20 protein-coding genes and 1 pseudogene are annotated in these 25,016 nt (G+C 69.8%); 12 read left to right on the plus strand and 9 right to left on the minus strand.

Annotated features, from left to right (window positions below; genetic code table 11):
* Nucleotides 1–119: 119 nt before the first annotated feature.
* The gene (locus KBY19_RS12340) at nucleotides 120–896 is read right to left on the minus strand and encodes a hypothetical protein (protein WP_247690902.1); all 777 of its coding nucleotides are present in this window, start codon (nucleotides 894–896) and stop codon (nucleotides 120–122) included.
* 116 nt (nucleotides 897–1,012) lie between these two features.
* On the opposite strand from KBY19_RS12340, the gene KBY19_RS12345 reads away from it, so the two are divergent.
* Nucleotides 1,013–4,066 (plus strand): glycoside hydrolase family 2 TIM barrel-domain containing protein, encoded by a 3,054-nt coding sequence (locus tag KBY19_RS12345; protein ID WP_210965759.1) that lies wholly within the window; start codon nucleotides 1,013–1,015, stop codon nucleotides 4,064–4,066.
* A 55-nt stretch (nucleotides 4,067–4,121) separates the two neighbouring features.
* On the opposite strand, the gene KBY19_RS12350 is transcribed toward KBY19_RS12345, so the two are convergent.
* From KBY19_RS12350 to KBY19_RS12360, 3 genes are read right to left on the minus strand one after another with little or no spacing between them, the layout of a single operon-like run.
* Nucleotides 4,122–4,943 carry an SAM-dependent methyltransferase gene (locus KBY19_RS12350; protein ID WP_099885704.1) on the minus strand — a complete coding sequence of 274 codons (822 nt, stop codon included), beginning with the start codon at nucleotides 4,941–4,943 and terminating at the stop codon, nucleotides 4,122–4,124.
* A 47-nt stretch (nucleotides 4,944–4,990) separates the two neighbouring features.
* Entirely contained in the window at nucleotides 4,991–5,227 is a 237-nt protein-coding gene (locus KBY19_RS12355; protein ID WP_099885703.1) for a DUF397 domain-containing protein, read from the minus strand.
* Between the two features lie 3 nt (nucleotides 5,228–5,230).
* Nucleotides 5,231–6,103, minus strand: coding sequence for a helix-turn-helix transcriptional regulator (locus KBY19_RS12360; protein ID WP_210965760.1), 873 nt, complete (start codon nucleotides 6,101–6,103; stop codon nucleotides 5,231–5,233).
* Nucleotides 6,104–6,240: 137 nt separating this feature from the next.
* Between KBY19_RS12360 and KBY19_RS12365 the strand changes: the two genes are divergently transcribed.
* The 5 genes from KBY19_RS12365 to KBY19_RS12385 all read left to right on the plus strand — a co-directional run bounded on the left by KBY19_RS12365 (nucleotide 6,241) and on the right by KBY19_RS12385 (nucleotide 10,735).
* Nucleotides 6,241–6,738: an ATP-binding protein gene (locus KBY19_RS12365; RefSeq protein ID WP_099885701.1), complete on the plus strand. Its 498-nt coding sequence runs from the start codon at nucleotides 6,241–6,243 to the stop codon at nucleotides 6,736–6,738.
* Nucleotides 6,739–6,943: 205 nt separating this feature from the next.
* Nucleotides 6,944–7,696 carry an ABC transporter substrate-binding protein gene (locus KBY19_RS12370; protein WP_247690909.1) on the plus strand — a complete coding sequence of 251 codons (753 nt, stop codon included), beginning with the start codon at nucleotides 6,944–6,946 and terminating at the stop codon, nucleotides 7,694–7,696.
* The gene (locus tag KBY19_RS12375; RefSeq protein ID WP_099885699.1) at nucleotides 7,693–8,472 is read left to right on the plus strand and encodes an amino acid ABC transporter permease; all 780 of its coding nucleotides are present in this window, start codon (nucleotides 7,693–7,695) and stop codon (nucleotides 8,470–8,472) included. Before KBY19_RS12370 ends, KBY19_RS12375 begins: the two co-directional genes overlap by 4 nt.
* 83 nt (nucleotides 8,473–8,555) lie before the next feature.
* Complete coding sequence (locus KBY19_RS12380) at nucleotides 8,556–9,392, plus strand: amino acid ABC transporter ATP-binding protein (RefSeq protein ID WP_307843499.1); 837 nt, start codon at nucleotides 8,556–8,558, stop codon at nucleotides 9,390–9,392.
* A 302-nt stretch (nucleotides 9,393–9,694) separates the two neighbouring features.
* Nucleotides 9,695–10,735: a sigma-70 family RNA polymerase sigma factor gene (locus tag KBY19_RS12385; protein WP_210957553.1), complete on the plus strand. Its 1,041-nt coding sequence runs from the start codon at nucleotides 9,695–9,697 to the stop codon at nucleotides 10,733–10,735.
* Between the two features lie 9 nt (nucleotides 10,736–10,744).
* Here KBY19_RS12385 and xylA read toward each other — a convergent pair whose 3' ends face one another.
* Nucleotides 10,745–11,911, minus strand: a complete 1,167-nt coding sequence (xylA, locus tag KBY19_RS12390; RefSeq protein ID WP_185018905.1) for a xylose isomerase — start codon at nucleotides 11,909–11,911, stop codon at nucleotides 10,745–10,747.
* Nucleotides 11,912–12,044: 133 nt separating this feature from the next.
* Here xylA and xylB point away from each other — a divergent pair, with 133 nt between their 5' ends.
* The 6 genes from xylB to KBY19_RS12420 all read left to right on the plus strand — a co-directional run bounded on the left by xylB (nucleotide 12,045) and on the right by KBY19_RS12420 (nucleotide 19,843).
* Nucleotides 12,045–13,493, plus strand: coding sequence for a xylulokinase (gene xylB, locus KBY19_RS12395; protein WP_210965761.1), 1,449 nt, complete (start codon nucleotides 12,045–12,047; stop codon nucleotides 13,491–13,493).
* Nucleotides 13,494–13,638: 145 nt separating this feature from the next.
* Entirely contained in the window at nucleotides 13,639–15,099 is a 1,461-nt protein-coding gene (locus KBY19_RS12400) for an ROK family transcriptional regulator (protein WP_210965762.1), read from the plus strand.
* A gap of 237 nt (nucleotides 15,100–15,336) precedes the next feature.
* On the plus strand, nucleotides 15,337–15,990 hold the full coding sequence (locus KBY19_RS12405; RefSeq protein ID WP_099885694.1) for an N-acetylmuramoyl-L-alanine amidase: 654 nt from the start codon (nucleotides 15,337–15,339) through the stop codon (nucleotides 15,988–15,990).
* A gap of 833 nt (nucleotides 15,991–16,823) precedes the next feature.
* On the plus strand, nucleotides 16,824–17,060 hold the full coding sequence (locus tag KBY19_RS12410; protein WP_180289835.1) for a hypothetical protein: 237 nt from the start codon (nucleotides 16,824–16,826) through the stop codon (nucleotides 17,058–17,060).
* Between the two features lie 353 nt (nucleotides 17,061–17,413).
* Nucleotides 17,414–18,184 carry a DUF4239 domain-containing protein gene (locus KBY19_RS12415; RefSeq protein WP_185018899.1) on the plus strand — a complete coding sequence of 257 codons (771 nt, stop codon included), beginning with the start codon at nucleotides 17,414–17,416 and terminating at the stop codon, nucleotides 18,182–18,184.
* A gap of 198 nt (nucleotides 18,185–18,382) precedes the next feature.
* Nucleotides 18,383–19,843: an acyl-CoA synthetase gene (locus KBY19_RS12420; RefSeq protein ID WP_185018897.1), complete on the plus strand. Its 1,461-nt coding sequence runs from the start codon at nucleotides 18,383–18,385 to the stop codon at nucleotides 19,841–19,843.
* 30 nt (nucleotides 19,844–19,873) lie between these two features.
* Here the strand turns inward: KBY19_RS12420 and KBY19_RS12425 are convergent, their stop codons facing one another.
* The 4 genes and pseudogenes from KBY19_RS12425 to KBY19_RS12440 form a co-directional block, all read right to left on the minus strand.
* Complete coding sequence (locus KBY19_RS12425) at nucleotides 19,874–20,995, minus strand: MsnO8 family LLM class oxidoreductase (RefSeq protein ID WP_099885691.1); 1,122 nt, start codon at nucleotides 20,993–20,995, stop codon at nucleotides 19,874–19,876.
* Nucleotides 20,996–21,088: 93 nt separating this feature from the next.
* Nucleotides 21,089–21,766, minus strand: coding sequence for a response regulator transcription factor (locus KBY19_RS12430; RefSeq protein WP_185018895.1), 678 nt, complete (start codon nucleotides 21,764–21,766; stop codon nucleotides 21,089–21,091).
* Between the two features lie 32 nt (nucleotides 21,767–21,798).
* Nucleotides 21,799–23,163, minus strand: coding sequence for an FAD-dependent oxidoreductase (locus KBY19_RS12435; protein ID WP_210965763.1), 1,365 nt, complete (start codon nucleotides 23,161–23,163; stop codon nucleotides 21,799–21,801).
* A 181-nt stretch (nucleotides 23,164–23,344) separates the two neighbouring features.
* A pseudogene (locus tag KBY19_RS12440) lies at nucleotides 23,345–25,016 on the minus strand (ABC transporter); the annotation flags it as partial.

A 25,016-nucleotide genomic window follows, 5' to 3' on the forward strand; every position in this document is an offset into this window, starting at 1 on the left:
ACATCGGTCGCGGCGGATTTACCCCGCGACCGATGCGTCCATGCCAACTTTGGAGGCTCAACTACGCGCGAAGACCGTCGTGTTGAGGTACGTCGGGCGCGCACACCCGGTCGGAACAATCACACCAGCGGTTTGTGCAGCTTCTTGCCCTTGCCCGCCGTCAGACTGCAGGTGACGTAGCTGAAGGCCTTGCCGACGTTCTTCGATTTCGGATACGAGATGAGTGTTCCGCCCACCGTGCCGGCCGGCTGTTTGGCCGCCTTGTTGCGCAGCAGGGTGCGGCACATCGAGTCGGCCTTGCTCCGTACGGCACCGTCGCTGCTGTAAGTACCGGTGAGCTTCTTGCGGCTGACGACCTCCGCGTCGTGGGACTTGTCGCAGTCGCGGGTCACCACCGCGGCCTCGCGCTCCTTGGAGCGGTCGTAGCAGTCACCGACGCGGAGCAGGAACGAAGGCAACGGCACATCGCTGGCGTCCTGGTCGGGCTCCTCGGACGGCTCGTCGTCCTCCTCCCCCGGTCCCGGAAACTCGGTCGCCTCACCACCCGGGGAAGGCTCTTCGGACGGTATCCCGCTCGGCTCGTCCGAGGCGGACGGCGAGGGCGAGGGCGACTGTGACGCGGAGGGCTTGCCCCCGGCGGAGGCATCGGTGTCCGAGTCGCCCCGGGTCATGAAGACGACTGACGCCGTGATGAGTGCGATTGCGACGACAGCCGCCGCCACCACTGCCGCGATCGTCTTTCCGTTGTTCCTGCCGGGCGGCTGCGGAGGGGGCCAGCCGCCTCCGGCAGGCGGACCGAAGCCACCGGACCCGGGTGGTCCGAAACCGCCCGGCGGCTGCACGGGAGGCGGTGGGCCGCCCGCTGGCGGCTGGTTCGGCGGCGGTGGCATCGTCATGGAAACCACTGTGTCATGTCGCGCTCACCGTACGCATTCGGGTTATGAAGTAGGAATGCGAGGGGGCCGGTTGGTGGGAGAGAAACCACAAGAGCAAACAGAAACCGAGGAGACGCATGAGCACTCCCCCTCCGGCCGGTCCGCCCTCTGTCTCGGCACCGCCGCCCGTGCCGTACTACGAGGACGTCTCCCCGGGGACCGGCTGTCTGCCGCCGCGCGCTTGGGCACCGGGGTCCGACGCGCGCCGCCTCACGCTGACCGGTACGGCATGGAAGTTCCGCCTCTCCCCCACCGCCGACCGGCACAGTGCCGCCTTCGCGGCCCCGGACTACGACGACGCCGCGTGGGGCGAACTGCCCGTCCCTTCCCACTGGGTGCTGCACGGGCACGGTGCACCCGCCTACACGAACGTCCGCTACCCCTTCCCCGTCGACCCGCCGCGTGTCCCGGACGAGAACCCGACCGGCGACCACCGCCATGTCTTCGACCTGCCGGCCGACTGGCCACTGCCGACAACAGGCGACACCGCCCCGGACGGTGTGGAGGTGGAAGACGCCGGTGAGACGCTGCTGCGCTTCGAGGGGGTGGAGTCCTGCGCGCGGGTCTGGCTGAACGGACAGGAGCTCGGCACCTTCCAAGGTTCCAGGCTGCCGCACGAATTCGCGGTCGGAGCACTGCTGCGGCCCCGCGGCAATGTTCTGGCCGTCCGGGTGCACCAGTGGTCCGCCGGAAGCTATCTGGAGGACCAGGACATGTGGTGGCTGCCGGGAATCTTCCGGGAGGTCACACTTCTGCACCGTCCCGCAGGTGCCGCGAGCGACCACACTGTGCACGCCGAGTACGACCACAACACGGGCCGCGGCACGCTGCGCGTCGAATGTGATCCGCCAGGGCAGATCACCGTGCCGGAGCTCGGCTGGGAACTGCGCACCGGTGAGTCGATGAGCGGGCAGGTCGAACCGTGGAGTGCGGAGTCGCCACGGCTCTACGAGGCCGAACTGACCGTCGGCGGTGAGCGGATCGCCCTGCGCATCGGTTTCCGCACGGTGACGGTCGAGGACGGACTGTTCAAGATCAACGGCCGCAGAGTACTGCTGCGCGGGGTCAACCGGCACGAGTTCCACCCCGAGACAGGACGGGCGGTGGATGACGAGACCATGCGGCGTGATCTGGTACTGATGAAGCAGCACAACATCAACGCCGTACGCACCAGCCACTACCCGCCGCACCCGGCTTTCCTCGACCTGTGCGACGAACTCGGCCTGTGGGTGGTGGACGAGTGCGACGTGGAGACGCACGGTTTCGTCGAACTGGGCGACGCACGCAATCCCGTCGACGACGACCGGTGGACCCCCGCGCTGCTCGACCGCGCGGCCCGCATGGTGGAGCGGGACAAGAACCACCCCTCCGTCGTCATCTGGTCCCTGGGCAACGAGTGCGGAACGGGTGCGGGACTGACGGAGATGGCCCGCTGGATCCGCCGATGGGACCCTTCCAGGCCTCTCCACTACGAGGGCGACCACAGCTGCCCGGACAGCGACTTCTACTCCCGGATGTATCTGCCGCATGCCGGGGTGGAGCTGGTGGGACGCCACGAGGAACCTGCCCTGGACGATGCCTCACAGGACGCCCGCCGCCGCGCCCTGCCGTTCGTCCTGTGCGAGTACGCGCACGCCATGGGCAACGGACCGGGCGGTTTGAGCGAGTACCAGCGGCTTTTCGAGACGTACGAGCGCTGCCAGGGCGGCTTCGTGTGGGAGTGGATCGATCACGGTCTGGCGCAACGCACGGAGGACGGCCGGCGCTGGTTCGCGTACGGAGGTGACTTCGGTGAGCAGGTGCACGACGGCAACTTCGTCTGCGACGGCCTCCTCTTCCCCGACCGCACCCCCTCCCCCGGGCTGATCGAGTACAAGAAGGTGATCGAGCCGGTCCGGATCGGTCCGGCTGCGGCGCCCGGCAGCGTGCTGGTCACCAACGGGCACGACTTCGTCGACCTGTCCCACCTCGCCCTGGAGTGGTCGTACGAGATCGAGGGCGAGCAGGTCAGCGGCGGCATGCTGCCGCTGCCGGAGGCGTCCGTGCCGCCCGGCGGGTCCGTGGAACTGCCCCTGCCTTCCCCACCGGAGACGGTGCGGTCGGGGGAGGCCTGGTGGACCGTTCGCGCGGTCCTCGCCCACCGGACCGCCTGGGGCGAGCCCGGGCACCCGATCGCCTGGGGGCAGCTGCGGGCCGCCGAGCCGGAATACCCACCGGCTGCCACCCTCCCCTCGGCTCCCGCCGCGCCGCGCCGGCACGACGCCGCAGACGACCCGGAGACGGCCGACGGCGGCGATGAACGGATCCGGTTGGGTCCGGCGGTCTTCGCGGCGGACAGCGGCGCCCTGCTGCGTCTGGGAGGTGTACCCCTGCACGGGCCGAGGCTGGACGTGTGGCGGGCGACCACCGACAACGACGACGGAGCGTCCTTCCAGCCGGATGTGCGCAACGGCCCGCTGTGGCGCCGCCACGGGCTGCACCGGATGCGGCACCGGACGGACAGCGTGGAGCTGACGCCCGAAGCGCTCGTCGTCCGTACCCGGGTGGCCCCTGCCGCCTCGGCGCTGGGTCTGCGCACGGTCTACCGGTGGACGGGGACCGTCGAGCGGCTGCGGCTGACGGTGACGGTCGAGCCGGAGGGCGACTGGGCCTTCCCGCTGCCCAGGCTGGGTGTACGGCTGGGGCTGCCGTCCGCCTACGGCCACGCGAGGTGGTTCGGCGGCGGTCCGGGCGAGGGCTACCCGGACACCACGGCAGCCGCGCGTACCGGGCTGTGGCGCAGCACCGTGGACGCGCTCCAGACGCCCTATGTACGCCCCCAGGAGAACGGTGCCCGGCCGGATGTCCGCTGGGCGGAGCTGACACGGGGCCCCGGAAGGCCGGGGCTGCGGGTCGAGGCGGACGGGGCGACGTGCTGGTTCACCGCCCGCCGCTGGACGAGCGAACAGCTGGACGCGGCCGGGCACACCACCGACCTCGCTCCCGGGGAGACGGTGTGGGTCAATCTCGACCACCGGATGCACGGGATCGGTTCACAGTCCTGCGGACCGGGTGTGCTGCCGCAGTACCAGCTCGCCGCTGAGCCGGCCGAGTTCGGCTTCACCTTCTCGGAGGTCGCCCCCTCCACATGACAGCAGTGTGCGAAGCGGACAGGCGGGCCGGTGGCACGACCGGCCCGCCTGGCACTCACTTGACTCCCACGCCGCCGTATCCCATGTGGTGCCTGAGGTTCTCGCCGCTGGGCACCGGCCCGTCCGGCCGCCACAGGGGCAGCTGCACCAGGCCGGGTTCCAGCAGTTCGAAGCCTTCGAAGAAGGCGGAGATCTCCTCGCCCGTCCGCCACTGGGCGTTGGAGGTGGATTCCTCGTTGTAGACCTTCTCGACCTTGCCGAAGCCGTCGCTGTCGTCGAAGTCGGCGGTCGCGTGGCTGAGGATCAGATGGCTTCCGGCAGGGAGCCGCTCGGTCAGGGTCCGCACGATGTCCGCCGCGCCCTCGGCGTCGGTGACGAAGTGCAGCACCGCCAGCAGCATCAGCGCGACCGGCTCGTCGAAGTCGATGAGTTCCTTGGTGACCGGGTGGTCGAGGATCCCGACGGGGTCGTGGAGGTCGGCGAGCACGAATCCGGCATTGCCGGAGTTGGTCAGCTTCGCTCCCGCGTAGGTCGACACGATCGGGTCGTTGTCCACATAGGCGACCCGCACATCCGGGTGCACCTCCCGAGCCACCTCATGGGTGTTGGGGGAGGTGGGAATACCGGTACCGATGTCGATGATCTGACGGATACCGCTACCGACAACCGTTCGCACGGCACGGTGCATGAAGTCGCGGTTGCTGCGGGCGGTGATCGCCAGGTCCGGAAGGGCGGTCAGGACCCGCTCCGCCGCGTCCCTGTCCGCCTCGTAGTTGTCCTTTCCCCCCAGGTAGTAGTCGTACATCCGGGCCGGGTGCGGCCGGGTGGTGTCTATCTGCTCCGGGCTGAAGCCAGCCTCTGACACGTGCTTCTCCATCTCATCGGTCTGTCCGGACCGGGCTTGCGCGGACCGGGCTGCTGTGCTCAGGCGACCAAGAAGTCGGCTTCCCCCGCCTTGGCCGCCTGGATGAAACCCGAGATGTCACTCCGGCTGCAGATGAGCGCCGGGCCGTCGGGATCGGTGGACTGGCGCAGCGCGACCCGGCCGTCGGCGAGCTTGAGCGCTTCCACGCAGCTGCCACCGTTGCCCCCGCTCCAGGGCTTGCGCCAACCCTCGTTGCCCAGATGTGCGGCGGGCATCCCGTTGTAGATACGACCCATGGTTCAGATCTCCTTGCGCAGTGCACTCAGGACCGCCCGGGTCCGCACCAGCGGCACGGCCTGGGCGCTCATCCGGTCCAGTGCCTCGAGGAACACGCTGACGTCGTCCCGCTGGTCGAAGTAGACCGCCCCCACAAGGCTCTCGGAGCAGACCATGTCGGGCAGTTCGTCGAGTGGGAACCGGAAGAGGTGGAAGGGGCCGTACATGGCCGGATGCGGCCCCGCGCTGAAGGGCATGATCTGCACGGCGACGTTCGGCCGCTCGGTGGCCCTGATGAGGTGGTCGATCTGCTCGCGCATCACCTCGGGAGAGCCCAGCGGGCGCCGCAGAACCGTCTCGTCGATGACGGCCCACAGCAGCGGAGGGTCGGTCTCCCGGGTGAGGACCGTCTGGCGCTCCATGCGCAGCGCCACTCCACGCTTGATCTCCGTCTCGGGGGCATGCGGCATACCGGCGCGCAGCACCGCCCTGGCGTAGCTCTCGGTCTGCAGCAGCCCGGGCACGTAGTGCGGCTCGTAGGCGCGAATGACCTCCGATTCGCTCTCCAGACTGACGAAGACGCTGAACCACTCGGGCAGCACATCGCGGTAGCGGTGCCACCAGCCGGGCTGGTTCGCCTCCCGGGCGAGCGAGACGAAACCGTCGATCTCCTCGGGGTCCGTCACTCCATAGGTGCGCAGCAGCTTCTCGACATAGGGGACCTTGAGTCCGACCTCCGCCTTCTCCATCCGGCGGATGGTCGCGTGAGTGACATCGAGAGCTCTCGCCGCCTGCTCGAAGGTCACTCCCGCGCTCTCACGCAGATGCTGGAGCCTCTTGCCCAGCACCACACGCAGCACGGTGGGCGCCGCACCGCCCGTCCGTGAGTCCGCCACAGCCGCTCCCCTCCAACTGACTTCGACAGGGGGAAGTTTGGCATGTGCCAGCCCTCAAGCACACCCTGTCAAACACATTTCTGCAATTTACAGATTGATCCTTGCCATACGCGAGTGACGAACCGCATAGTGGAGCTGTGGCTGCCCCCCATGACGCCCTGCCTTTAGAACACCGGCCTGACGGCGCGCCGACGACCCGTCCACTGCGCGATGCCTTCCATCTGCCGGCCCGCGACACCTCCGTGGCTCTCGCACGCGCGCGTGTGCTCGAGAGATTGCGCGAGTGGCATGTCGACGACGAGTCCAACGCCGACGCCCAGCTGTTGATGTCGGAGCTGTTCACCAACGCTGTGCGTCACACGGACAGCGAGAAGGTCAGCTGCGAGCTGTGGGTCATCGGCGTGCGGCTGCGCCTGGAAGTGGCGGACGAGGGCGGCGGCAAGTCGGTCATGCGCGTCGAGGACGCGGACCGTGGCCGGATCGGCGACGACGAACGCGAGAACGGAAGGGGCCTGCTGCTGGTGAGCGTGCTCGCCGACGACTGGGGCATACGCAAGGCCCGCACAGGCGGCTCCGAGGGAGTGACGGGGCACGCCGTGTGGGCCGAGCTGGAATGCCACAGAACACACGGCTGACACAGACATACAGCTGACACAGACGTACGGCTGACCTCGAACGCACAGCTGACATCGCCCCGCGCCGATGGCAGGATGCACGGCATTTACCGGCCATGATCGGGCTCCATTGCCGACCTGTCCCCCCTGTGGAGGCGCTGTGTCCGCACGATCCGCGCGTAATCGACAGCACCGGATATCCCGCACGGCAGTACTGACGGCCGCACTGCTGACGGCCGTCACCGCCTGTTCCAGCACCAAAACTTCCGGCAAGGGCGGTGACGAGGTGCAGCTGGTGTCCTCGGGCAAACTCACCACCTGCACCCACCTTCCGTACGAGCCCTTCCAGTTCAAACAGGGCAAGAAGATCGTCGGCTTCGACGTCGAGCTGGTCGATCTGGTCGCCAAGGATCTCGACGTCGAGCAGAAGATCGTGGACACCCCGTTCGAGGGCATCCAGTCCGGCGAGGACCTGAACGCGAGCAAGTGCGACCTGGCCGCGGCCGGCATGACCATCACGCCCGTCCGCGAGAAGAATCTCGACTTCTCCGCCCCCTACTTCGAAGCGACCCAGGCCCTGCTCACCAAGAAGGGCAAGAAGTACGACTCCCTCGACGATCTCAAGGGCAAAGAGCTGGGGGTCCAGCAGTCCACCACGGGTGAGGAGTACGCCAAGAAGCACGGCAAGGGCATCACCACCCGCCAGTACGAGGACCTGGGCCTGCTGCTGACCGCGGTGAAGACAGGCCAGGTCGACGCGGGCATCAACGACAACGGCGTGCTGTACGACTACGCCAAGAAGAACCCCGACACCCAGGTCACCGCCGAGTTCGACACGGGCGAGCAGTACGGCATCGGTGTGCGCACCGGCAACGACGCACTGCGCAAGCAGATCAACAAGACGATCAAGAAGGCCAAGGCGGACGGCCGCTACGACAAGATCTACAAGAAGTGGTTCGGCACGGAGCCCAAGAAGTGAGCCGGCGCAACCGTACCCGCGCCATCCGCACCGCCCAGTACAGCGTCCTGCTGATCGTCGTCCTCGTCTTCGCACTGGCCGCCGACTGGGGTGAGCTGCGGCGCGCCTTCTTCGACGTCGAGGTGGCCAAGAAGCAGTTTCCGGACGTGGTGACGACCGCACTCGTCAACACGGTCGTCTACACGGTGCTCGGCTTCGTGTTCGGACTGGCACTCGGTCTGCTGCTGGCACTGATGCGGCTGTCGCAGGTGTTGCCGTACCGATGGCTGGCCACCGCGTACATCGAGTTCTTCCGCGGAGTACCGGCGCTTCTGGTGTTCATCGCGCTCGGTTACGGCGTACCGGTGGCCTTCCAGGTGTCCATCAACCAGTACGTGACGGTGATGCTGGCGCTGGGACTGGTGGGGGCCGCCTACATGGCGGAGACCATCCGCGCCGGCATCCAGGCCGTCCCGAAGGGACAGACGGAAGCCGCACGCTCCCTGGGCATGTCACCGACCTGGGCGATGATCTCCATCGTCATCCCGCAGGCGTTCCGCATCGTGCTGCCGCCGTTGGCCAACGAGCTGATCCTGCTCACCAAGGACTCCTCACTCGTCTATCTGCTCGGCCTGTCGATGGACCAGTACGAGCTGGCCAAATTCGGCAGGGACGCGCTCAACCAGCACCGCAGCCTCACTCCGATCCTGATCGCGGGGCTGTTCTACCTGGCCATCACGCTGCCGCTGGGCCACCTGGTGCGGCGTCTCGAGGCCCGTACGGCGAAGGCGAGGTGACCGAGGTGGGCGAGACAGCCGGAACAACCGGAACGGACGGGACGAGCGGACCGAGCGCGACGAGCGGGGGCGGCGCGGCGGCCATAGAGATCGAGGGCCTGCGCAAGTCCTTCGGCGAGTTGGAGGTACTGCGCGGCATCGACATCACCGTGCGGCGCGGCGAGGTGGTCTGTGTCATCGGCCCGTCCGGTTCGGGCAAGTCGACGCTGCTGCGCTGTGTGAACCTGCTGGAGGAGCCCACGTCCGGCACGGTTCGGGTGGCGGGCACCGAGGTCACCGACCCGGAGGTGGACATCGACCGGGTCCGGCGGCGCATCGGGATGGTCTTCCAGGCCTTCAACCTCTTCCCCCACCTGACGGCCCTGGGCAACCTGACGATCGCCCAGCGGCGGGCCCTGGGTCGTGGCAAGGCGGAAGCGGAGGAGGTGGCCCGGCGCAATCTGCGCCGAGTGGGGCTGACGGAGAAGGAGTCGAGCTACCCCGCACAGCTCTCCGGCGGCCAGCAGCAGCGGGTGGCGATCGCCCGTGCGCTGTCCATGGGTCCCGACCTGATGCTGTTCGACGAACCGACCTCGGCGCTGGACCCGGAGCTGGTCGGCGATGTGCTCGCGGTGATGCGCGGACTGGCCGACGAGGGGATGACGATGCTGGTCGTCACCCACGAGATGAGTTTCGCGCGGGAGGTCGCCGACCGCGTGGTCTTCATGGACGACGGGCTCATCGTCGAGGAGGGGCCCGCGGAGCAGGTCGTGGGTGATCCGCAGCAGGCACGCACCCGTGCCTTCCTCGCCCGGGTGCTCGACCCGGCGGCCGCGGACGTGCTGGAGGCGGAGCCGTCGCAGAAACCGAAGTCGCTGTCTCAGTCGCCATCGGACATCGAGCCCGGGCATGGGGAGGTGGGCAAGGAGCGGTCCCGATAATTCGGGCTCTGTACTCGCGCTCTGCAGTCGCGGCATTCGGGCTCTGCCGTCGAGCTCGGTGGTCGGGCCAGTCGTCGAACCAGGTGGTCGGGCCAGGTGGCCGAACCCGGTGGCCGGGCCAGGTGGTCGCCCCCGGCCGTCGGCCCAGCCGCCCGGGCCGGCGGTCGCCGCCGCGGGGAATGGCTCCGTCCGCCATGCTGGAGGGAGCAGGCTGTCAGACCCGTGCTCTACATTCACTCTCACCGACGACGAGTGCTTCGCCGGTGCCGTTGGGTGACCGGAGCAGACGAAAGGCAAGGACGATGGCAGACAGCCCCCGCACCGCGGACACTCCCGTGGACCAGCCGCTCGGTACCGCAGAGGAACTGCTCGAGCAGGCGAAGCCGTACCGCAACGAACTGCTGGCGCACTGCTACCGGATGCTGGGCTCGGTGCACGACGCCGAGGATCTGGTCCAGGACACCTATCTGCGGGCGTGGCGGGCCGGTGACCGCTTCGAAGGCAGATCCTCGCTGCGCACATGGCTCTACCGGATCGCCACCAACGCATGTCTGACCGCGATCGAGCAGCGCGGCCGCCGCCCGATGCCCTCGGGGCTCGGCGCCCCCACCGACGACCCCCAGCGCCCGGTGACCGAGGCCCCGGAGGTGCCGTGGCTGGAGCCGATCCCGGACGCGATGTTCTCAGAGTCCTCCGGCCCGACGGACCCGGCCTCCGTGGTCGTGAACCGCTCGTCCATGCGGCTGGCCCTGGTGGCGGCCCTGCAGCACCTCCCGACCCGGCAGCGTGTCGTCCTGCTGCTGCGTGACGTGCTCAAGTGGCGGGCGGCCGAGGTCGCCGAGTTGCTGGGCACCACGACGGCGAGCGTGAACAGCGCCCTGCAGCGAGCCCGTGCCCAGCTCGAACAGGTGGCACCGGTCGAGGAGGAACTGGCCGAGCCCACCGATCCGGCGGCCCGGGAGCTGTTGGACCGGTACGCGGCGGCGTTCGAGCACTCCGACGTGACGGCGATCGTCGATCTCTTCAAGGAGGACGCCGTCTGGGAGATGCCTCCCTTCCCCCAGTGGTTCCGCGGCCGGGAGAACATCGTGCGGCTCATCGGTGCCCAGTGCCCCATCGGCCGCGACGAGGGCCTCATGCTGCCGACCTCGGCCAACGGCCAGCCCGCCTTCGGCCTCTACAACCTGCGGGAGGACGGCTTCTACCGCCCGTTCCACCTCCAGGTGCTCACACTGCGGGACGGACAGGTCGCCCACGTGGGTGCGTTCTTCGGGGACGACCTGTTCGCGACGTTCGGCCTGCCGGCCCAGGTGAGCGCGGCGGAGGCCGCTGCCCGGCACTGAGGGAACGGCTCAGATGCCCAGCAGGTGGTCCATTGCCAGCTGGTCGAGGTGCTCGAAGGCCATGCCCCGCCGGGCCGCGGCCTCGACGTCGAACTCCTCGTAGGCCGTGCGGTCGCCGAGCAGGGCGCTGGGCGTCTCTCCGCGGTCGAGCGTGGGGCGGGTGAGCTCGTCCAGCCGGGAGGCCCGCAGCGCCTCCTGGACGGCCGGGTCGGCGCGGAAGGCGGCGGCGCGCTCGCGCAGGATGAGGTAGTTGCGCATGCAGCCCGCCGCCGAGGCCCACACCCCGGCGGTGTCCTCGGTGCGCGGGGGCTTGAAGTCGAAGTGCCGCGGCCCTTCGTAGCCCCCGCTCTCCAGCAGGTCGACCAGCCAGAAGGCGGCACGCAGGTCCCCGGCGCCGAACCGCAGGTCCTGGTCGTACTTGATGCCGGACTGGCCGTTGAGGTCGAGGTGGAACAGCTTGCCCGCCCACATGGCCTGCGCAATGGCGTGCGGGTAGTTGAGCCCGGCCATCTGCTCGTGGCCGACCTCCGGGTTGACGCCGAAGAGCTCCGAGCGCTCCAGCCGTTCGATGAAGGCGAGCGCGTGGCCGACGGTCGGAAGGAGGATGTCGCCGCGCGGCTCGTTGGGCTTCGGTTCCAGGGCGAAGCGCAGACCGTAGCCCTGTTCGGTGACGTACTCGGCCAACAGGTCGAAGGCTTCCTTCATCCGGTCGAGTGCCGCCCGGACATCCTTGGCACCGCCGGACTCGGCGCCCTCCCTGCCGCCCCAGGCCACATAGGTGTGCGCGCCCAGTTCGGCCGCCAGGTCGATGTTGCGCATCGTCTTGCGCAGAGCGAAGCGCCGCACGTCACGATCGTTGGCGGTGAATGCGCCGTCCTTGAAGACGGGGTGGGTGAACAGGTTGGTCGTCGCCATGGGAACCGTCATGCCCGTCGCGTCGAGGGCTTGGCGGAACCGTTTGACGTGTGCGTCCCGTTCGCCCTCGGGCGCACCGAACGGGATGAGGTCGTCGTCGTGGAACGTCACACCGTAGGCGCCCAGTTCGGCGAGGCGGTGCACCGACTCGACCGGGTCTAGCGGCGCCCTGGTCGCGTCACCGAACGGGTCGCGGCCCTGCCAGCCCACCGTCCACAGGCCGAAGCTGAACTTGTCCGCCGGTACGGGCTCGTAGCTCATCCTGCCGTTCCTCTCCCGCGCGCTGCCGCCCTGATGCGCATGCCCGGCGACCGCGACGCGAGGCTATTCGTCATGGCTGCTTACAAATTAGTATGCGCACATCATCGGCAGCCAGGGAAGGGAGCGGCAGTCCATGACCGCACCGGAAGGCCCGTTCGTCATCGGGGTCGACAGTTCGACCCAGTCCACCAAGGCCCTCGTGGTGGACGCCGTGACCGGCCAGGTGGTCGCCCGGGGCCAGGCACCGCACACCGTCTCCCCGGGCGACCGGCGCGAGACGGACCCCGAGGAATGGTGGCTGGCACTCCGCGCAGCGGTGGGGCAGTGCGGGCGAGCCGCCGGGGAGGCCGCAGCCGTCTCCGTCGCCGGCCAGCAGCACGGCCTGGTGACGCTGGATGCCATGGGACGCCCGGTGCGCCCGGCGCTGCTGTGGAACGATGTGCGCTCAGCGCCCCAGCGCGACCGCCTGGTGTCCGGCCTCGGCGGTCAGCAGGCGTGGGCCGAGCGCGTCGGGAGCGTGCCCGCCCCGGCCTTCACCGTCACCAAGTGGGCCTGGCTGCGTGAGAACGAACCGGAGGCCGCGCAGTCGACAACAGCCGTACGACTGCCGCACGACTTCCTCACCGAACGACTGACCGGCCGGGCGAGCACCGACCGCGGCGATGCCTCGGGCACCGGATGGTGGGCCTCGTCGACCGAGTCCTACGACGAGGAGATCCTGCGACTCGCCGAGCTGGATCCCGCGCTGCTGCCGCCCGTGCTGGGCACCGGAGAGGCGGCAGGCACGGTCCGGGAGACCGAGGACGGGTTCCTCACAGCCGGCACGCTGGTGGCCACCGGCACCGGCGACAACATGGCCGCGGCACTCGGCCTGGGGCTGCTGCCGGGGCAGCCGGTGCTCAGCCTGGGAACCTCCGGCACCGTGTACGCCGTCTCCAACCGCCGCCCCGCCGACCCCACGGGAACCGTCGCGGGCTTCGCCGACGCCCGCACCGGCTGGCTGCCGCTGGCGTGCACCCTCAACTGCACCCTGGCCGTGGACCGGATGGCCGCACTGCTCTCCCGCGACCGCGAGGACGTGGAGGCGGGCGGAAGGGTCACCGCGCTGCCCTTCCTCGACGGCGAGCGCACCCCCGACCTTCCGTATGCGACCGGACTGCTGAATGGTCTCCAGCACGCCACCACCGGCGGCCAGGTGCTCCAGGCCGCCTACGACGGTGCTGTCTTCGCACTGCTGCGCGCTTTGGACCTCGTTCTGGCCGAAAGCGGTGACAGCAGTGCGACGCAAGATGCGCCACTGCTGCTGATCGGCGGCGGCGCAAAGGGCACCGCTTGGCGGGAGACGGTACGCCGGCTGTCGGGACGGGCCGTCCAGGTACCGAGCGCGCAGGAGTTGGTCGCGTTGGGAGCCGCGGCACAGGCCGCCGGGCTGCTGCTGGGCGAGGACCCGGCCGCTGTGGCACGCCGCTGGCGCACCACCGAGGGCGCCTCCTACGAGCCGGTCGAGCGGGACGAGGCCACACTGGACCGGCTCGCCGGGACGCTCGAGAACGCAGGCGCGCTGCTCGGGCAACGGCCATGAACCCGTAGATCGACCCGGGCGGTGCGGCGGCACCCAGCCGTGCTGCCGTACCGCCTGTCCCGTTCGCCACGCCACACAGCAGTGATCAGACCCCCAGGAAACGGCGAGCCGTTGCGTTGCCTCGTTCGCCCGAAGGAGCCCCTCCATGGCAGCTCAGGCGCCCAGCTCCCAGCGGGAGATACGCAGGCGCAATCTGTCGCGCGTGCTGTACGCGGTGGCCGAGCAGGGCCCTTCCTCCCGTGCGGCGGTTGCGGCGCGGCTGGGGCTGACGCGCACAGCCGTCTCGACGCTCGTCGACGAACTGCTGCGCGGCGGTCTGCTCACCGAGCAGGGGCCGACACCACCTGGCGGCGGGCCTGGCCGCCCCGGTACCGCGCTCGCACTCACCGACAGCGGCCCGTGCGGGCTGGGAGCGGAGATCGGGGTCGACCATCTCGCCGTCTGCGCGGTGGACCTGCGCGGTCGGGTACGGGTGCGTAAGGAAATCGAGTACGAGGGCAGGGACAGCCGGCCGGCCACGGTGCTCCCCCGGCTCCGCGGGCTGTTGGACGAGGTGACCGCACAGGCGCGGGAACTCGGCCTGAGCCCGGCCGCTGTCGCGGTGGCGGTACCCGGACTGATCTCCCTCGGGACGTCAACAGTTGTGCGCGCACCGAACCTCGGCTGGCACGACACCGACATCGCGCCCGCACTCGCAGCGGCAGACGCGAACGCGAGGGCGAAGGCAGACGCGGTCTCGAAGGCAGACGCAGCCAGAGACGCAGGCGCGAAAGCAGACGCGGCAGCGGAGGCAGGTGCGGACGCCGAGGCAGGAGTGAAACGGCGCTCGGGGCCCGCAGCCAGGGCCAAGGCGACCGAGGGGGTGAGTGCGAGCACAGTGAAGAGAGCCACGGCAAGCCGAGTCGGAGCAGCGGCAGCGGCGAAGACGCCGGAGGAAGCCTGGGTGCAGGTGGCCGGAACCCGACTGCCGCTCATCGTCGACAACGAGGCCAACCTGGGGGCTCTCGCCGAGCTGTGGCTCGACGGCGGCAGGGTCCCCCGCGACTTCGTACACGTCTCGGCGGAGGTCGGCATCGGTGCAGCGATCGTGCTCGGCGGTGAGCTGCTGCGCGGCAACCGGGGTTTCGCCGGCGAGATCGGCCACGTGCCCGTACACCCGGACGGGCCGCTCTGCGCGTGCGGGGGCAAGGGCTGTCTGGAGCAGTACGCGGGTGAACCGGCACTGCTGGGCGCCGCGGGCGTATCCGTCGACAGGCCCCGGGACGCCGCACTGGCAGCGCTCCGGGAGAGTGCGGCGTCGGGTGACGAGCGGGCGCTGCGAGCGCTCGAGGAGGCCGGGACGGCGCTGGGACTGGCGCTGGCCGGAACGGTCAACCTCCTCGACCCCAGTGCCTTGGTACTCGGCGGTGTGCTGGCCCGGTTCGCTCCATGGCTGCTGCCGTCGCTGGAACGTGAACTGGTGGCACGTACGGCGGCACCCGGCGCGCCGCCCGACCTGGTTGTCTCGGGGCTGGGCGCGGACGGCCCGCTGCTGGGCGCCGCCCACACCGCAGTGTGTGTGGTACTGGACGACCCGCTGTCGTACAGGGCCAAGATCACGGGATAAGCGCCCTGTCCGAGGGGCCGTGGCCTCGCAGTTGATACGGCTGTCGACTGCGACTGCTCGCGGCGGCTGCCATCCGCCGCTCGCGACGGCTGTGGTCCGGGGCGGTCACAGGTCCGTCCAATGGCACCCTATGCCGACCCTTGGCAGCCCTCTCGGCGGCTGCCATTATCAACGCGCGTCAACTCGCTCTGTACGTGCCCCCATTACTCCTCCACCACCCCCCCACTGGGAGACACGATGGACTCAGCACGCCAGTACCCCGCATCCGGTCGGACCCGCCCGCAGCTCCCCCGTCGCGCACTGCTGCGTGGCGGAGCAGGCTTCACTCTCGCCGCCGGACTCGCGGGCACCTCACTCATATCGGGCGGAGTCGCGGCGGCCCGTTCCAGAGGCCCACGCGCCGTGGACTACCCCGGAGCCGAGTGGGTCCCGGCCTCGCCCTCCAACTACACCACCGCGAGCCGGCCGACGCAGTACCCGATCGACTTCGTGATCATCCACGTCACCCAGGAGTTCTACGACGACACCCTGGCCATCTTCCAGAACCCCGACAAGGCAGTCTCCTCGCACTACGTGGTGCGCTCAGCGGACGGCCATGTGGCCCAGATGGTGCGCGAGAAGAACGTGGCCTGGCACGCGGGCAACTGGAACTACAACACCCGCAGCGTCGGCATCGAACACGAGGGCTGGATCGACGAGCCGGACGCATGGTTCACGGACGCGATGTACGAGGCGTCCGCGGCTCTGACGGCGGACATCTGCCGTCGCCACGGCATTCCGTTGGACCGTCAGCACATCATCGGGCACAACGAGGTGCCCGGTGCCGACCACACCGATCCCGGCGCGTACTGGAACTGGGCGCGCTACATGGACCTGGTGAAGGCCCAGTAGACGATCGGCGCGCGGGCCCCGGAAACCGACTGACCGCTGACCGGACCCGCGCGCCACCCACCCCGGCGTACATGAGAACGCGCCCACACTGCGCCAAGTGCTCAGCAGGTGATCGCGAGCCACCGAGTGAGCCCGTCGCCGCGCGGTTGGGTGGCCGAGCGGATGCACGGGTCAACCAGCCATGTTCATACGCGAGTTCGGTCTTCGGGCAATCCTGTCCGCGCAACACTTCAACCCATCGTGTGACTACCGGCCGGAAACCTTCTGCTCGCTGCACCGCCCCTCCATCCTCAGCGTGTGCAAGGACGGGACAACAAGCGGAGAAAGCGCTGCGGCAGACGGCAGGCACTGACGGCTGCGACACTCACGTGCGCGGCACTCGGTGTCGCAGCAGGAGGGGCCGTCCTGGCCGCTCCCTTAGGCGCTGCACAACCGACGGGCGCGCATGGATCCGTCGTACTCGCGGCGGCGACCCGGCCGACGGACGCGGACGCCGCCCGGCCGGGCGCGGCCCATGACGTCACCCCTCCTGCCACTCCGGTGCCCTCGGCCACGACCCCGGAATTGCACCAGCCGGGCGCCGCAGAGCCCTCGAACGCCCAGCGACCGGACGCGCAGCGATCGGACGTGCCGGGACCGGATGCGCCAGGGCCGGACGCGCCGGGGCCGGACTCTGAGCAGCCCGGCCCGGAGAGCGGCGCCCATCTCTCCGTCAACACAGGCGGAACCCATGTGAACGCGACAGCTGGGCGGATCGACGGCTGTCGAGGGGCTTCCCTCACGGTGCAGACCGCGCTTGGGGTCAGCGTGCATCTGTCGGCGGGGCACTGGCCGTGCCCCCCGCATCCGCCGCACCCAACGCCACCACCCACGCCTTCACCGACGCCACCGCCGCCGTCGCCGACGCCGCCCCCGACGGCCGGCCCTTCCCCGACCGCGCCGCCGTCGCCTCCCGCTTCGAGCAACCCGCCGAGCTCTCCGGATCCGACGACCTCCGCGGCGCCGGAGCCATCCACTCCTCGCGAGGCCGGGAAGGCGAAACCGGCCCGGCAGCCCGTACGCGCTGCTGAGCGGCCGAGACGTCCCTCTCCCAGCCCCTCTCGGAAGTCGCCCGACCCCGCGCCGTCGCCTTCTCGCGGCGTGCTCGCGGCTCCGCGACAGCCGGCACCCGAACGCCAGCGGCCCGACGGCAGCATGTCCATGGTCACCCGCACCCTGCTGATCGTCGCCCCGGCCGTACTCGCGGCCGCGGCGCTGCGGCCCCGGTCGAACAGCTCGCGGCAATCGGCGACCGGCAATGCCTCGGGGGCCCGCAGCTGACCCAGCTCTCTCTCCCCCCCCCGTGCGGCCACGTCCTCGTTCCCCACCGCACCCTCACCAATCCGCGCTTCTCTCCTACCGTTCGCGCTCTGTGGAGGCCCCGTTGTCCGAATGGCTCATGCTGACGCTCAGCCTGATCGCCGCCTGTCTGGTGGTCGTCGCTGTCGTCGTCCTCAGACGCCGACGCGCCACCTCGGAGGATCCGTCCGAGACTCCGGACGTGATCGAATACATGACAATGATGATCGGCGTGGTGTACGCGATCGTGCTCGGTCTGGCGATCGCCGGAGTCTGGGAGGCACGCAACGCCGCTGAAGAAGCGGTGACGCAAGAGGCACAGGCACTGCACGAGGTGAGCGAGCGGGTGGCCGTCTACCCCGCCGACGAGCGGGACCAGGTACGGAAGGACATCAACTCCTATGTGCGGTACGCCACCACCACCGAGTGGTCGCACATGGTCGAGCACAGTGAACTCACCGACCGGGGGTCCCGCATGCTCGACCGGGTACGCAAGGATGTGACCTCCTACGAGCCGACCACGACACGGCAGGCGCAGTCGTACCAGGCAGTGGTCGACCAGGTGGCCGAGGCCGACACCGCACGCACCGCACGCGGAGCGAGTGCCGGACCGACGATGCCGGGCGTGGTGTGGATCGGTCTGTACGCGGGCGCGGTGGTCTCGGTGGGCATGCTCTTCGCGCTGCAGATCCAGCGTTCGGGCAGGGAACTGCTGCTGGCCGGCATCTTCAGCGCGCTGATCGCCTTCCTGCTCTTCCTTGTCTGGCACTTCGACGCGCCCTTCGCCCGCGGGCTCGACGAACCGACGGAGACCTTCGCAACGCTGTTCCCGCAGGCGACCGGTTCTTCAGGGTGAGCGGTGAGCGGTGAGCAGTGGGCGGTGTGCGGTGCGCAGCGAGCGATGAGGGATGAGCAGGGCTTGAGCGCCTCGTCGCGGGCGCTCTCCACCTCGGTTCTCTTCTTCGGCCCTCTTCATCCACGCCGTCTCCTCCGGTGTCGGAGGTGAGTGAGATGCTGGCGGTCATCAGAGGCGAGAGATCACGAAGGAGTCCGGGTGTCCCTGCTCTTCCCCGCTCTGCACACGGCGTCTTCGCACACGGCGCTGCGTTTCGGCGACCGAGCCCTCAGCTACCGTCGACTGGCCGCCGTCGCGGGTGGTGTGGCCGCCCGGTTGCACACCTCAGGGCCCATCGCGGTCTGGGCGACGCCGACCCTGGAGACGGCGGTCGGCGTGGTCGCCGGGTTGCTGGCCGGGGTACCTGTCGTACCAGTGAACCCGAAGAGCGGCGAGCGGGAGCTGACGCACATCGTCAACGACAGCGCACCAGGGGCGGTACTGGCCGAACCGGGCGCCGAACTCCCCGAAGCGCTCGAGGCGCTGCTCCGCACGGATGTCGAGATCCCGGCGGAAGGGGAGGAGGACGAGTCCTGGCCCCTGCCCACCGAGCCGAACCCGGAGACTGCCGCACTCATCATCTACACCTCGGGGACCACGGGACCGCCCAAGGGAGTGGTGCTGTCGCGACGCGCCGTGGCCAGCAGTCTGGACGCCCTGGAGGACGCGTGGCAGTGGACCGCGGACGACGTACTGGTGCACGGCCTGCCGCTGTTCCATGTGCACGGGCTGATCCTGGGAGTCCTCGGTCCGCTGCGCCGCGGAGGCGCCCTGCGCCACCTCGGCCGCTTCTCCACTGAGGGAGTGACCCGGGAGCTGGCCAGTGGCGGCACGATGCTGTTCGGTGTCCCGACGATGTACCACCGCCTCGCCGACGCCTGTGCAAGCGACCCGGACCTGGTGCGGGCACTGGCCGGGGCGCGCCTGCTGGTCTCCGGCTCCGCCGCACTGCCGCTGCACGACCACGACAGGCTCACAGCGGCGACCGGCCAGCGGGTGATCGAGCGCTACGGGATGACCGAGACGCTGATGAACACCAGCGTGCGCCCCGGAGGGACCTCCAGCCCGGGCACTGTCGGCGTGCCACTGCGCGATGTGGACCTCCGTCTGGTGGACGACGCGGGCCAGCGCCTTCCCGCAGAGGACACCGAGACCGTGGGCGAAGTTCAGGTGCGCGGGCCGAACCTGTTCACCGAATATCTCAACCGCCCGGACGCGACCGCCGAAGCCTTCGACGGCGGCTGGTTCCGCACCGGCGACATGGCCACCAGGGACGCGGACGGTTCCGTGCGCCTCGTCGGCCGCAAGGCAACGGACCTGATCAAGAGCGGGGGCCACAAGATCGGGGCAGGCGAGATCGAGAACGTCCTCCTCGGGCACCCGGCCGTCGCCGAGGCAGCCGTCACCGGAGAGCCCGACGACGACCTGGGCGAGCGCATCGTCGCCTGGATCGTCCCGGCCTCACCGCAGCAGCCGCCGCTCGCGGACGAGCTCACCGACCTGGTCGCCGACCAGCTCGCGCCGCACAAGCGCCCCCGCGAGGTGCGCTTCCTGGACGCATTGCCGCGCAACGACATGGGCAAGATCGTCAAGCGGGAGTTGCCCGGCCGGCAGCAGTGACTCCGCTCGCCCCGTCCCCTTCCCGACCCGTCAGCCCGCAGCCGACGGCTCAGGTCTGATGCCCTGCGCCAGTCCTGCGGCATCAGCCAGGCGCCGGTAGGAGCGGAGGCGGTCGTCAGGGTCATAGGTGTTCAGCGTCAACAGGACCTCATCAGCACCCGCGCGCTCCACGAGCCCGGTCAGCGCGTCGATCATCTCCGCCTCCGTCCCACGCAGCTGCGACTGCCGGGCCTCGTCGAACGCGGCACGCTCCTTCGGGCTCATCGTGCGTCCCAGCACCTCCTCCGGGGCGACGAGCGGAGCGAAGGTGCCGTGGGTGCGGGAGAGCGCCGTCGACCAAGCCTCCGGAAGCTGCAGCAGCTCCGCCTCCTCTGGGGTGTCGGCGGCTGCGGCATTCACAGCGATGACGACGTACGGCGCGGTCTCGTACCGCGCCCGCCCGTGCGGTGACGTGCCATGCGGCACCGGCCCGTGCGGTGATGCGCCGGACCTGGCGTCGCCGTCGTACGCGACGCCATACGGGCGTGGTCGGAAGGCGGCGCGGTAGGTCTTTACAGCCTCCAGCGTCCGGCGCTCGTCGCGGGAGGCACCGATCACCAGCGGCAGCCCATGCTCGGCCGCCACCGTCGCTCCCGAGCCCACCGCCAGGACGAAGGGCGGCACGCGCAGTCCCTCGGCGGGCCTGGCGCGAACAAGGCCCGTACCGTCGAAGTAGCCGAGCAGTTCGGATATCTGTTCGCTGAAGCCGTCCGCGGCGTCCTTGCCGACCCGCAGCGCCTTGCGGATGCCGTCGGTGAAGCCGACGGAACGGCCCAGCCCCATGTCGATACGGCCGGGGAAGAGCGATTCCAGCACCCCGAACTGTTCAGCGACCACCAGCGGCTGGTGGTTCGGAAGCATCACTCCCCCGGTACCGACACGGATCCGGGAGGTGGCGGAAGCCACTGCCGCGGCAAGCACGGTCGGTGCGGAGCCGGCGATACCGGGGACGGCGTGGTGCTCGGAGACCCAGAAGCGCAGAAACCCCAGCTCCTCCGCCTGCTGCGCGAACCGCACCGTCTCACGCAGCGCCTGACCGGGATGCTCGCCCTTCCGGGTGAGAGAGCGGTCGAGTACGGAGAGGGGGACCGGAAACCGAGGTGCGGAAGTCACATCACTTGCAACGCCTGCGAGCGCCAGGGATTCCCAGTCGGCGCTGCCCATGGCTTGTCTGTGTGGCTCAGCCCCGCGGTGCCCTGTCGCGCCCTATTCTTCGCCCGTACCGGCTTCTTCGAGCAGCCCGGCATCGTGGACGAGCAGAGCGATCTGGACGCGGTTGTTGAGGTCCAGCTTGGTCAGGATGCGAGAGACGTGCGTCTTGACCGTCGGCACGCTCATGTAGAGAGAGGCCGCGATCTCCGCGTTGGCCAGCCCGCGGCCGACACCGAGCGCCACCTCGCTCTCCCGCTCACCCAGTACGGAGAGCGCCTTTCTGGCACGTAGGCGGCGGCTGTCCTGCCCTGCGGGGGTGACGTGCTGGATGAGCTGGCGCGTGACGGCGGGCGAGAGCACCGGCTCCCCGGAGACCACCTTGCGGATGGCGGCCAGAATGTCAGCAGGAGGGGTGTCCTTGAGCAGGAACCCGGCGGCCCCAGCACGCAGGGCACGCAATACGTGAGCGTCCGCGTGGAACGTGGTGAGGACGACGACCTCCGGTGGCTCGTCGCGTGCCCGCAGTGTCTCGGTTGCGGTGAGGCCGTCCATGGTGGGCATCCGGATGTCCATCAGAACGACGTGCGGACGGTGCTCCCCGACCAGCGGAAGCACCTGACTGCCGTCCGCCGCCTCGCCCACGATCTCGATGTCCGGAGTGCCCTCCAGCATCAGCCGGAGGCCGGCCCGTACGAGGGCGTCGTCGTCGACAAGGAGCACGCGGATGGTCATGCGCATACCGTAGCCAGCCGGCCGCAAACGCCTTACACGCGCTTCCCGCCAGAGCTCTCCCCGAAAGAGTCGTCGATGACAGAGCTGTCTTGGATGGAGCTGTCTGCGGCGGAGCTGTCTTCGACGGAGGTGTGCCAGTCGATGCGGTAGCCCAGCAGCCAGTCGCTGCCCGAATCGCCGTCCTGGCGGGAGCTCGCCCGGATCTCGGCGGGACGCTGGACAATCCGGTCGTTCAGCTGGGCGCTGCGCTCGACGACGGCCTCGACCCTCTCCCGGCGCAGCGCCTCGAAACGGGCGAACGCCTCACCGGCGTCGGGCAGGTCACGCAGGCACTTGGCGAGGACGACGCTGTCCTCGATCGCCATGGAGGCACCTTGCGCGGCGTTGGGCGCCGCCGCGTGCGCCGCGTCACCGAGCAGCACCATGGGGCCGCGGTGCCAGACAGGAGTGCGAGCCACGTCATAGGCGTTGGTGGCGACGATACCGCCGCTCTCCCGGACGATGCAGGCAGCGGGCGAGTCGTCCTCGTCGAAGAGGGAGACCACGTGCTCCCGCCACCGCGCCTCATCGGCGGGCGTCCCGGTTGCCAGCTGCTCGCGGTCGAGTTCCCGACCAGGCGTGTTGGCGAACCACCAGACCTCGCCGTCCGGCGCCATGGTGCAGCCGAGGAAAGCGCGCCTGCCCTGGATCATCCGGTACGTACCGGGTGCCGGTGCGGCTTCCGGAGGGACGCCGGGGGTGTAGCCGCACACGGTGATCTGGCCGGTGTGGCGGGGTGCGGGCGCGCCGGGATCGATGAGGGTCCGGGTGACGGAGTGCAGGCCGTCGGCACCGATCAGCAGGTCGCCTTCTGCGTGTGTGCCGTCGGCGAAGCGAGCGATCACCCGACCGTCGGGAGCAGTGTCCGCGGTCACGAGACGCTTGCCGTGCTCGATGGTGACTCCCCGGCGCGCCGCCTCGTCGTGAAGCGCCCGGTAGAGGGTTGCGCGCCGGAGCGTGCGCGGGCCGAGGAAGCTCCGTACGCCACCCTCCGAGCGGCTGCCCTCCCCACTGCCGCGGGCCGGGTGAGCGCGGCCGTTTCCATTGCCGATGCCGCTCCCGTTGTCGCTGGCGCAGCCGTCAGCACCACCGGCGACCGGACGTACGCCCAAGCTGTCACCGGTGTGCGCAAGCATCTCCACGCGCTCCGCGGGGAAGGACACGTCCAGGACGGCCTGGTGGGCATCGACGGTACGCAGCGCCTCCAGGCCGTTGTGGAAGAGCACAAGGAAGGCCCCGGCATCATCGGCACCGGTCGGGTACGCCTCGTAGACGGTCGAGCCGATCCCCGCCTTGCGCAGCGAAATCGCCGTCATGGCTCCGGCGATACCGCCGCCGATGATGAGCGCGTGCCTCATGGCACCTCCTGGTCGGTCACGCTTTGATCAGTGCTGCTCTACCCTCCTTACGGACCGCACGCGGCGAGCGGATGGTTGCGTGTGGCAGCCGCCGATGTGGGACAACCGCCGCTGTTGGGCAACCCGCCGCTGTGGCGCAATCGTGGCTGTTGTGGCGGGGCAGGGCGGGCAGAGGCGGGGCTTACTCGTTCAAAGCCGCCGCGAGATAGGCAGCGGTCACACTCGTGCGGGAGCCCGCCACCTCCTCCGGCGTTCCGGCCGCGACGAGCCGCCCGCCCCGGTCCCCGCCGCCGGGACCGAGATCGATGACCCAGTCGGCGCCCGAGACCACCATCAGGTCGTGTTCGACAACGACGACCGTGTGGCCGGACCGGACCAGCCCGTGCAACTGACGTAGCAACACCTCCGTATCGGCGGGGTGCAGCCCGGTCGTGGGCTCGTCCAGAAGGTAGAGGGTGTGGCCGCGCCGAGCGCGCTGGAGTTCACTGGCCAGCTTGATCCGCTGTGCCTCGCCCCCGGAAAGCTCCGTCGCCGGCTGTCCCAGCCGCAGATACCCGAGGCCCACGCGCTGCAAGGCGTCCAGCCCGCGCCGAGCCGCCGGGACGTCCGAAAGGAACCCGGCAGCGCCGTCGACCGTCATCCCCAGGACATCCGCGATGGTCGCGCCCCGATAGGTGATCTCCAGGGTCTCGGGGTTGTAGCGAGCTCCATGGCAGTCCGTGCAGGGCGCGTACGTACCGGGCAGGAAGAGGAGCTCCACGGCGATGTATCCCTCGCCCTGGCAGGTCGGACAGCGGCCTTCGGGCACGTTGAAGGAGAACCGTCCCGCGCCGTAACCCCGCGCCTTGGCCTCCTCGGTGGCTGCGAAGACCTTCCGTACGGCGTCGAAGAGGCCCGTGTAGGTCGCGAGATTGGAGCGCGGAGTGCGCCCGATGGGCTTTTGATCGACCCGTACGAGTCGGTCGACGGCACTCAGACCCTCGGCTGCCGCGACGCTCGCTCCGCGGTCCTGTGCGGCCGTCTGCTCCGTTTCCGGCTCCGGGCCCTGGCCCTGGTCCTCCGTTGCCGCGCCGGTACGGGCTCCCGCCCCGGCCACTGGAGGGGTCGCTGCCCCGGCGCCTGTGTGGTCGGCGACGATATCGGCAAGGACCTGGCTGACCAGCGTGGACTTGCCCGACCCCGAGACGCCGGTGACGGCCGTGAACAGACCGAGCGGGAATGCCACGTCCAGCTCCCGCAGGTTGTGCCGTGTCACCCCGGACAGTGACAGCCAGCGCTCGGGACTCCGTCGGCTCCCCGGACTCCGCCGCGCGGCGGTTGCTTCTGGTCCGCCGACCGTCTCCGGGACCGGACCGGCCGCCGCCGGGACCGGACCGGCCGCCGCCGGAGGGTGCCCGACCGTCTCCGGGAAGAGGTATGCACGCGTGGCGGATGATTCCGTCTCCCTCAGCCCGGCCACGGGGCCGCTGTAGAGCACCTCGCCTCCGTGCTCGCCCGCCCTGGGACCGACATCCACGATCCAGTCGGCCCGTTCGACCACCGCCATCTCGTGTTCGACGACGAACAGCGAGTTCCCCGCTTCCTTCAGCCTGTCCAGCACCGTCAGCAGCGCCTCGGTGTCGGCGGGATGCAGTCCGGCCGACGGCTCGTCCAGTACATAGACGACGCCGAACAGCCCGGACCGCAGCTGGGTGGCCAGCCGCAGCCGCTGCAGCTCCCCCACCGAGAGCGTGGGGGTGGGTCTGTCGGTGCTCAGATAGCCGAGGCCGAGCTCGACCAGCACCTCGATGCGGGAGACGAGGTCTCGGCAGAGGGCCGCGGTGACGCTTTCCTGGATCTCTTCCTCGGGGGCG

The organism is Streptomyces sp. B15, assembly GCF_018070605.1.
Taxonomy (GTDB): Bacteria; Actinomycetota; Actinomycetes; order Streptomycetales; family Streptomycetaceae; genus Streptomyces; species Streptomyces smyrnaeus.

Bases quoted from the DNA above. Each gene is read 5' to 3' on its own strand.
- KBY19_RS12385 (WP_210957553.1), top strand. From the start codon at position 9,695: ATGGCAGACAGCCCCCGCACCGCGGACACTCCCGTGGACCAGCCGCTC.
- KBY19_RS12405 (WP_099885694.1), top strand. From the start codon at position 15,337: ATGGACTCAGCACGCCAGTACCCCGCATCCGGTCGGACCCGCCCGCAG.
- KBY19_RS12345 (WP_210965759.1), top strand. From the start codon at position 1,013: ATGAGCACTCCCCCTCCGGCCGGTCCGCCCTCTGTCTCGGCACCGCCG.
- KBY19_RS12400 (WP_210965762.1), top strand. From the start codon at position 13,639: ATGGCAGCTCAGGCGCCCAGCTCCCAGCGGGAGATACGCAGGCGCAAT.
- xylB (WP_210965761.1), top strand. From the start codon at position 12,045: ATGACCGCACCGGAAGGCCCGTTCGTCATCGGGGTCGACAGTTCGACC.
- KBY19_RS12340 (WP_247690902.1), bottom strand. From the start codon at position 896: ATGACGATGCCACCGCCGCCGAACCAGCCGCCAGCGGGCGGCCCACCG.
- KBY19_RS12355 (WP_099885703.1), bottom strand. From the start codon at position 5,227: ATGGGTCGTATCTACAACGGGATGCCCGCCGCACATCTGGGCAACGAG.
- KBY19_RS12430 (WP_185018895.1), bottom strand. From the start codon at position 21,766: ATGACCATCCGCGTGCTCCTTGTCGACGACGACGCCCTCGTACGGGCC.
- xylA (WP_185018905.1), bottom strand. From the start codon at position 11,911: ATGAGCTACGAGCCCGTACCGGCGGACAAGTTCAGCTTCGGCCTGTGG.
- KBY19_RS12435 (WP_210965763.1), bottom strand. From the start codon at position 23,163: ATGAGGCACGCGCTCATCATCGGCGGCGGTATCGCCGGAGCCATGACG.
- KBY19_RS12350 (WP_099885704.1), bottom strand. From the start codon at position 4,943: ATGGAGAAGCACGTGTCAGAGGCTGGCTTCAGCCCGGAGCAGATAGAC.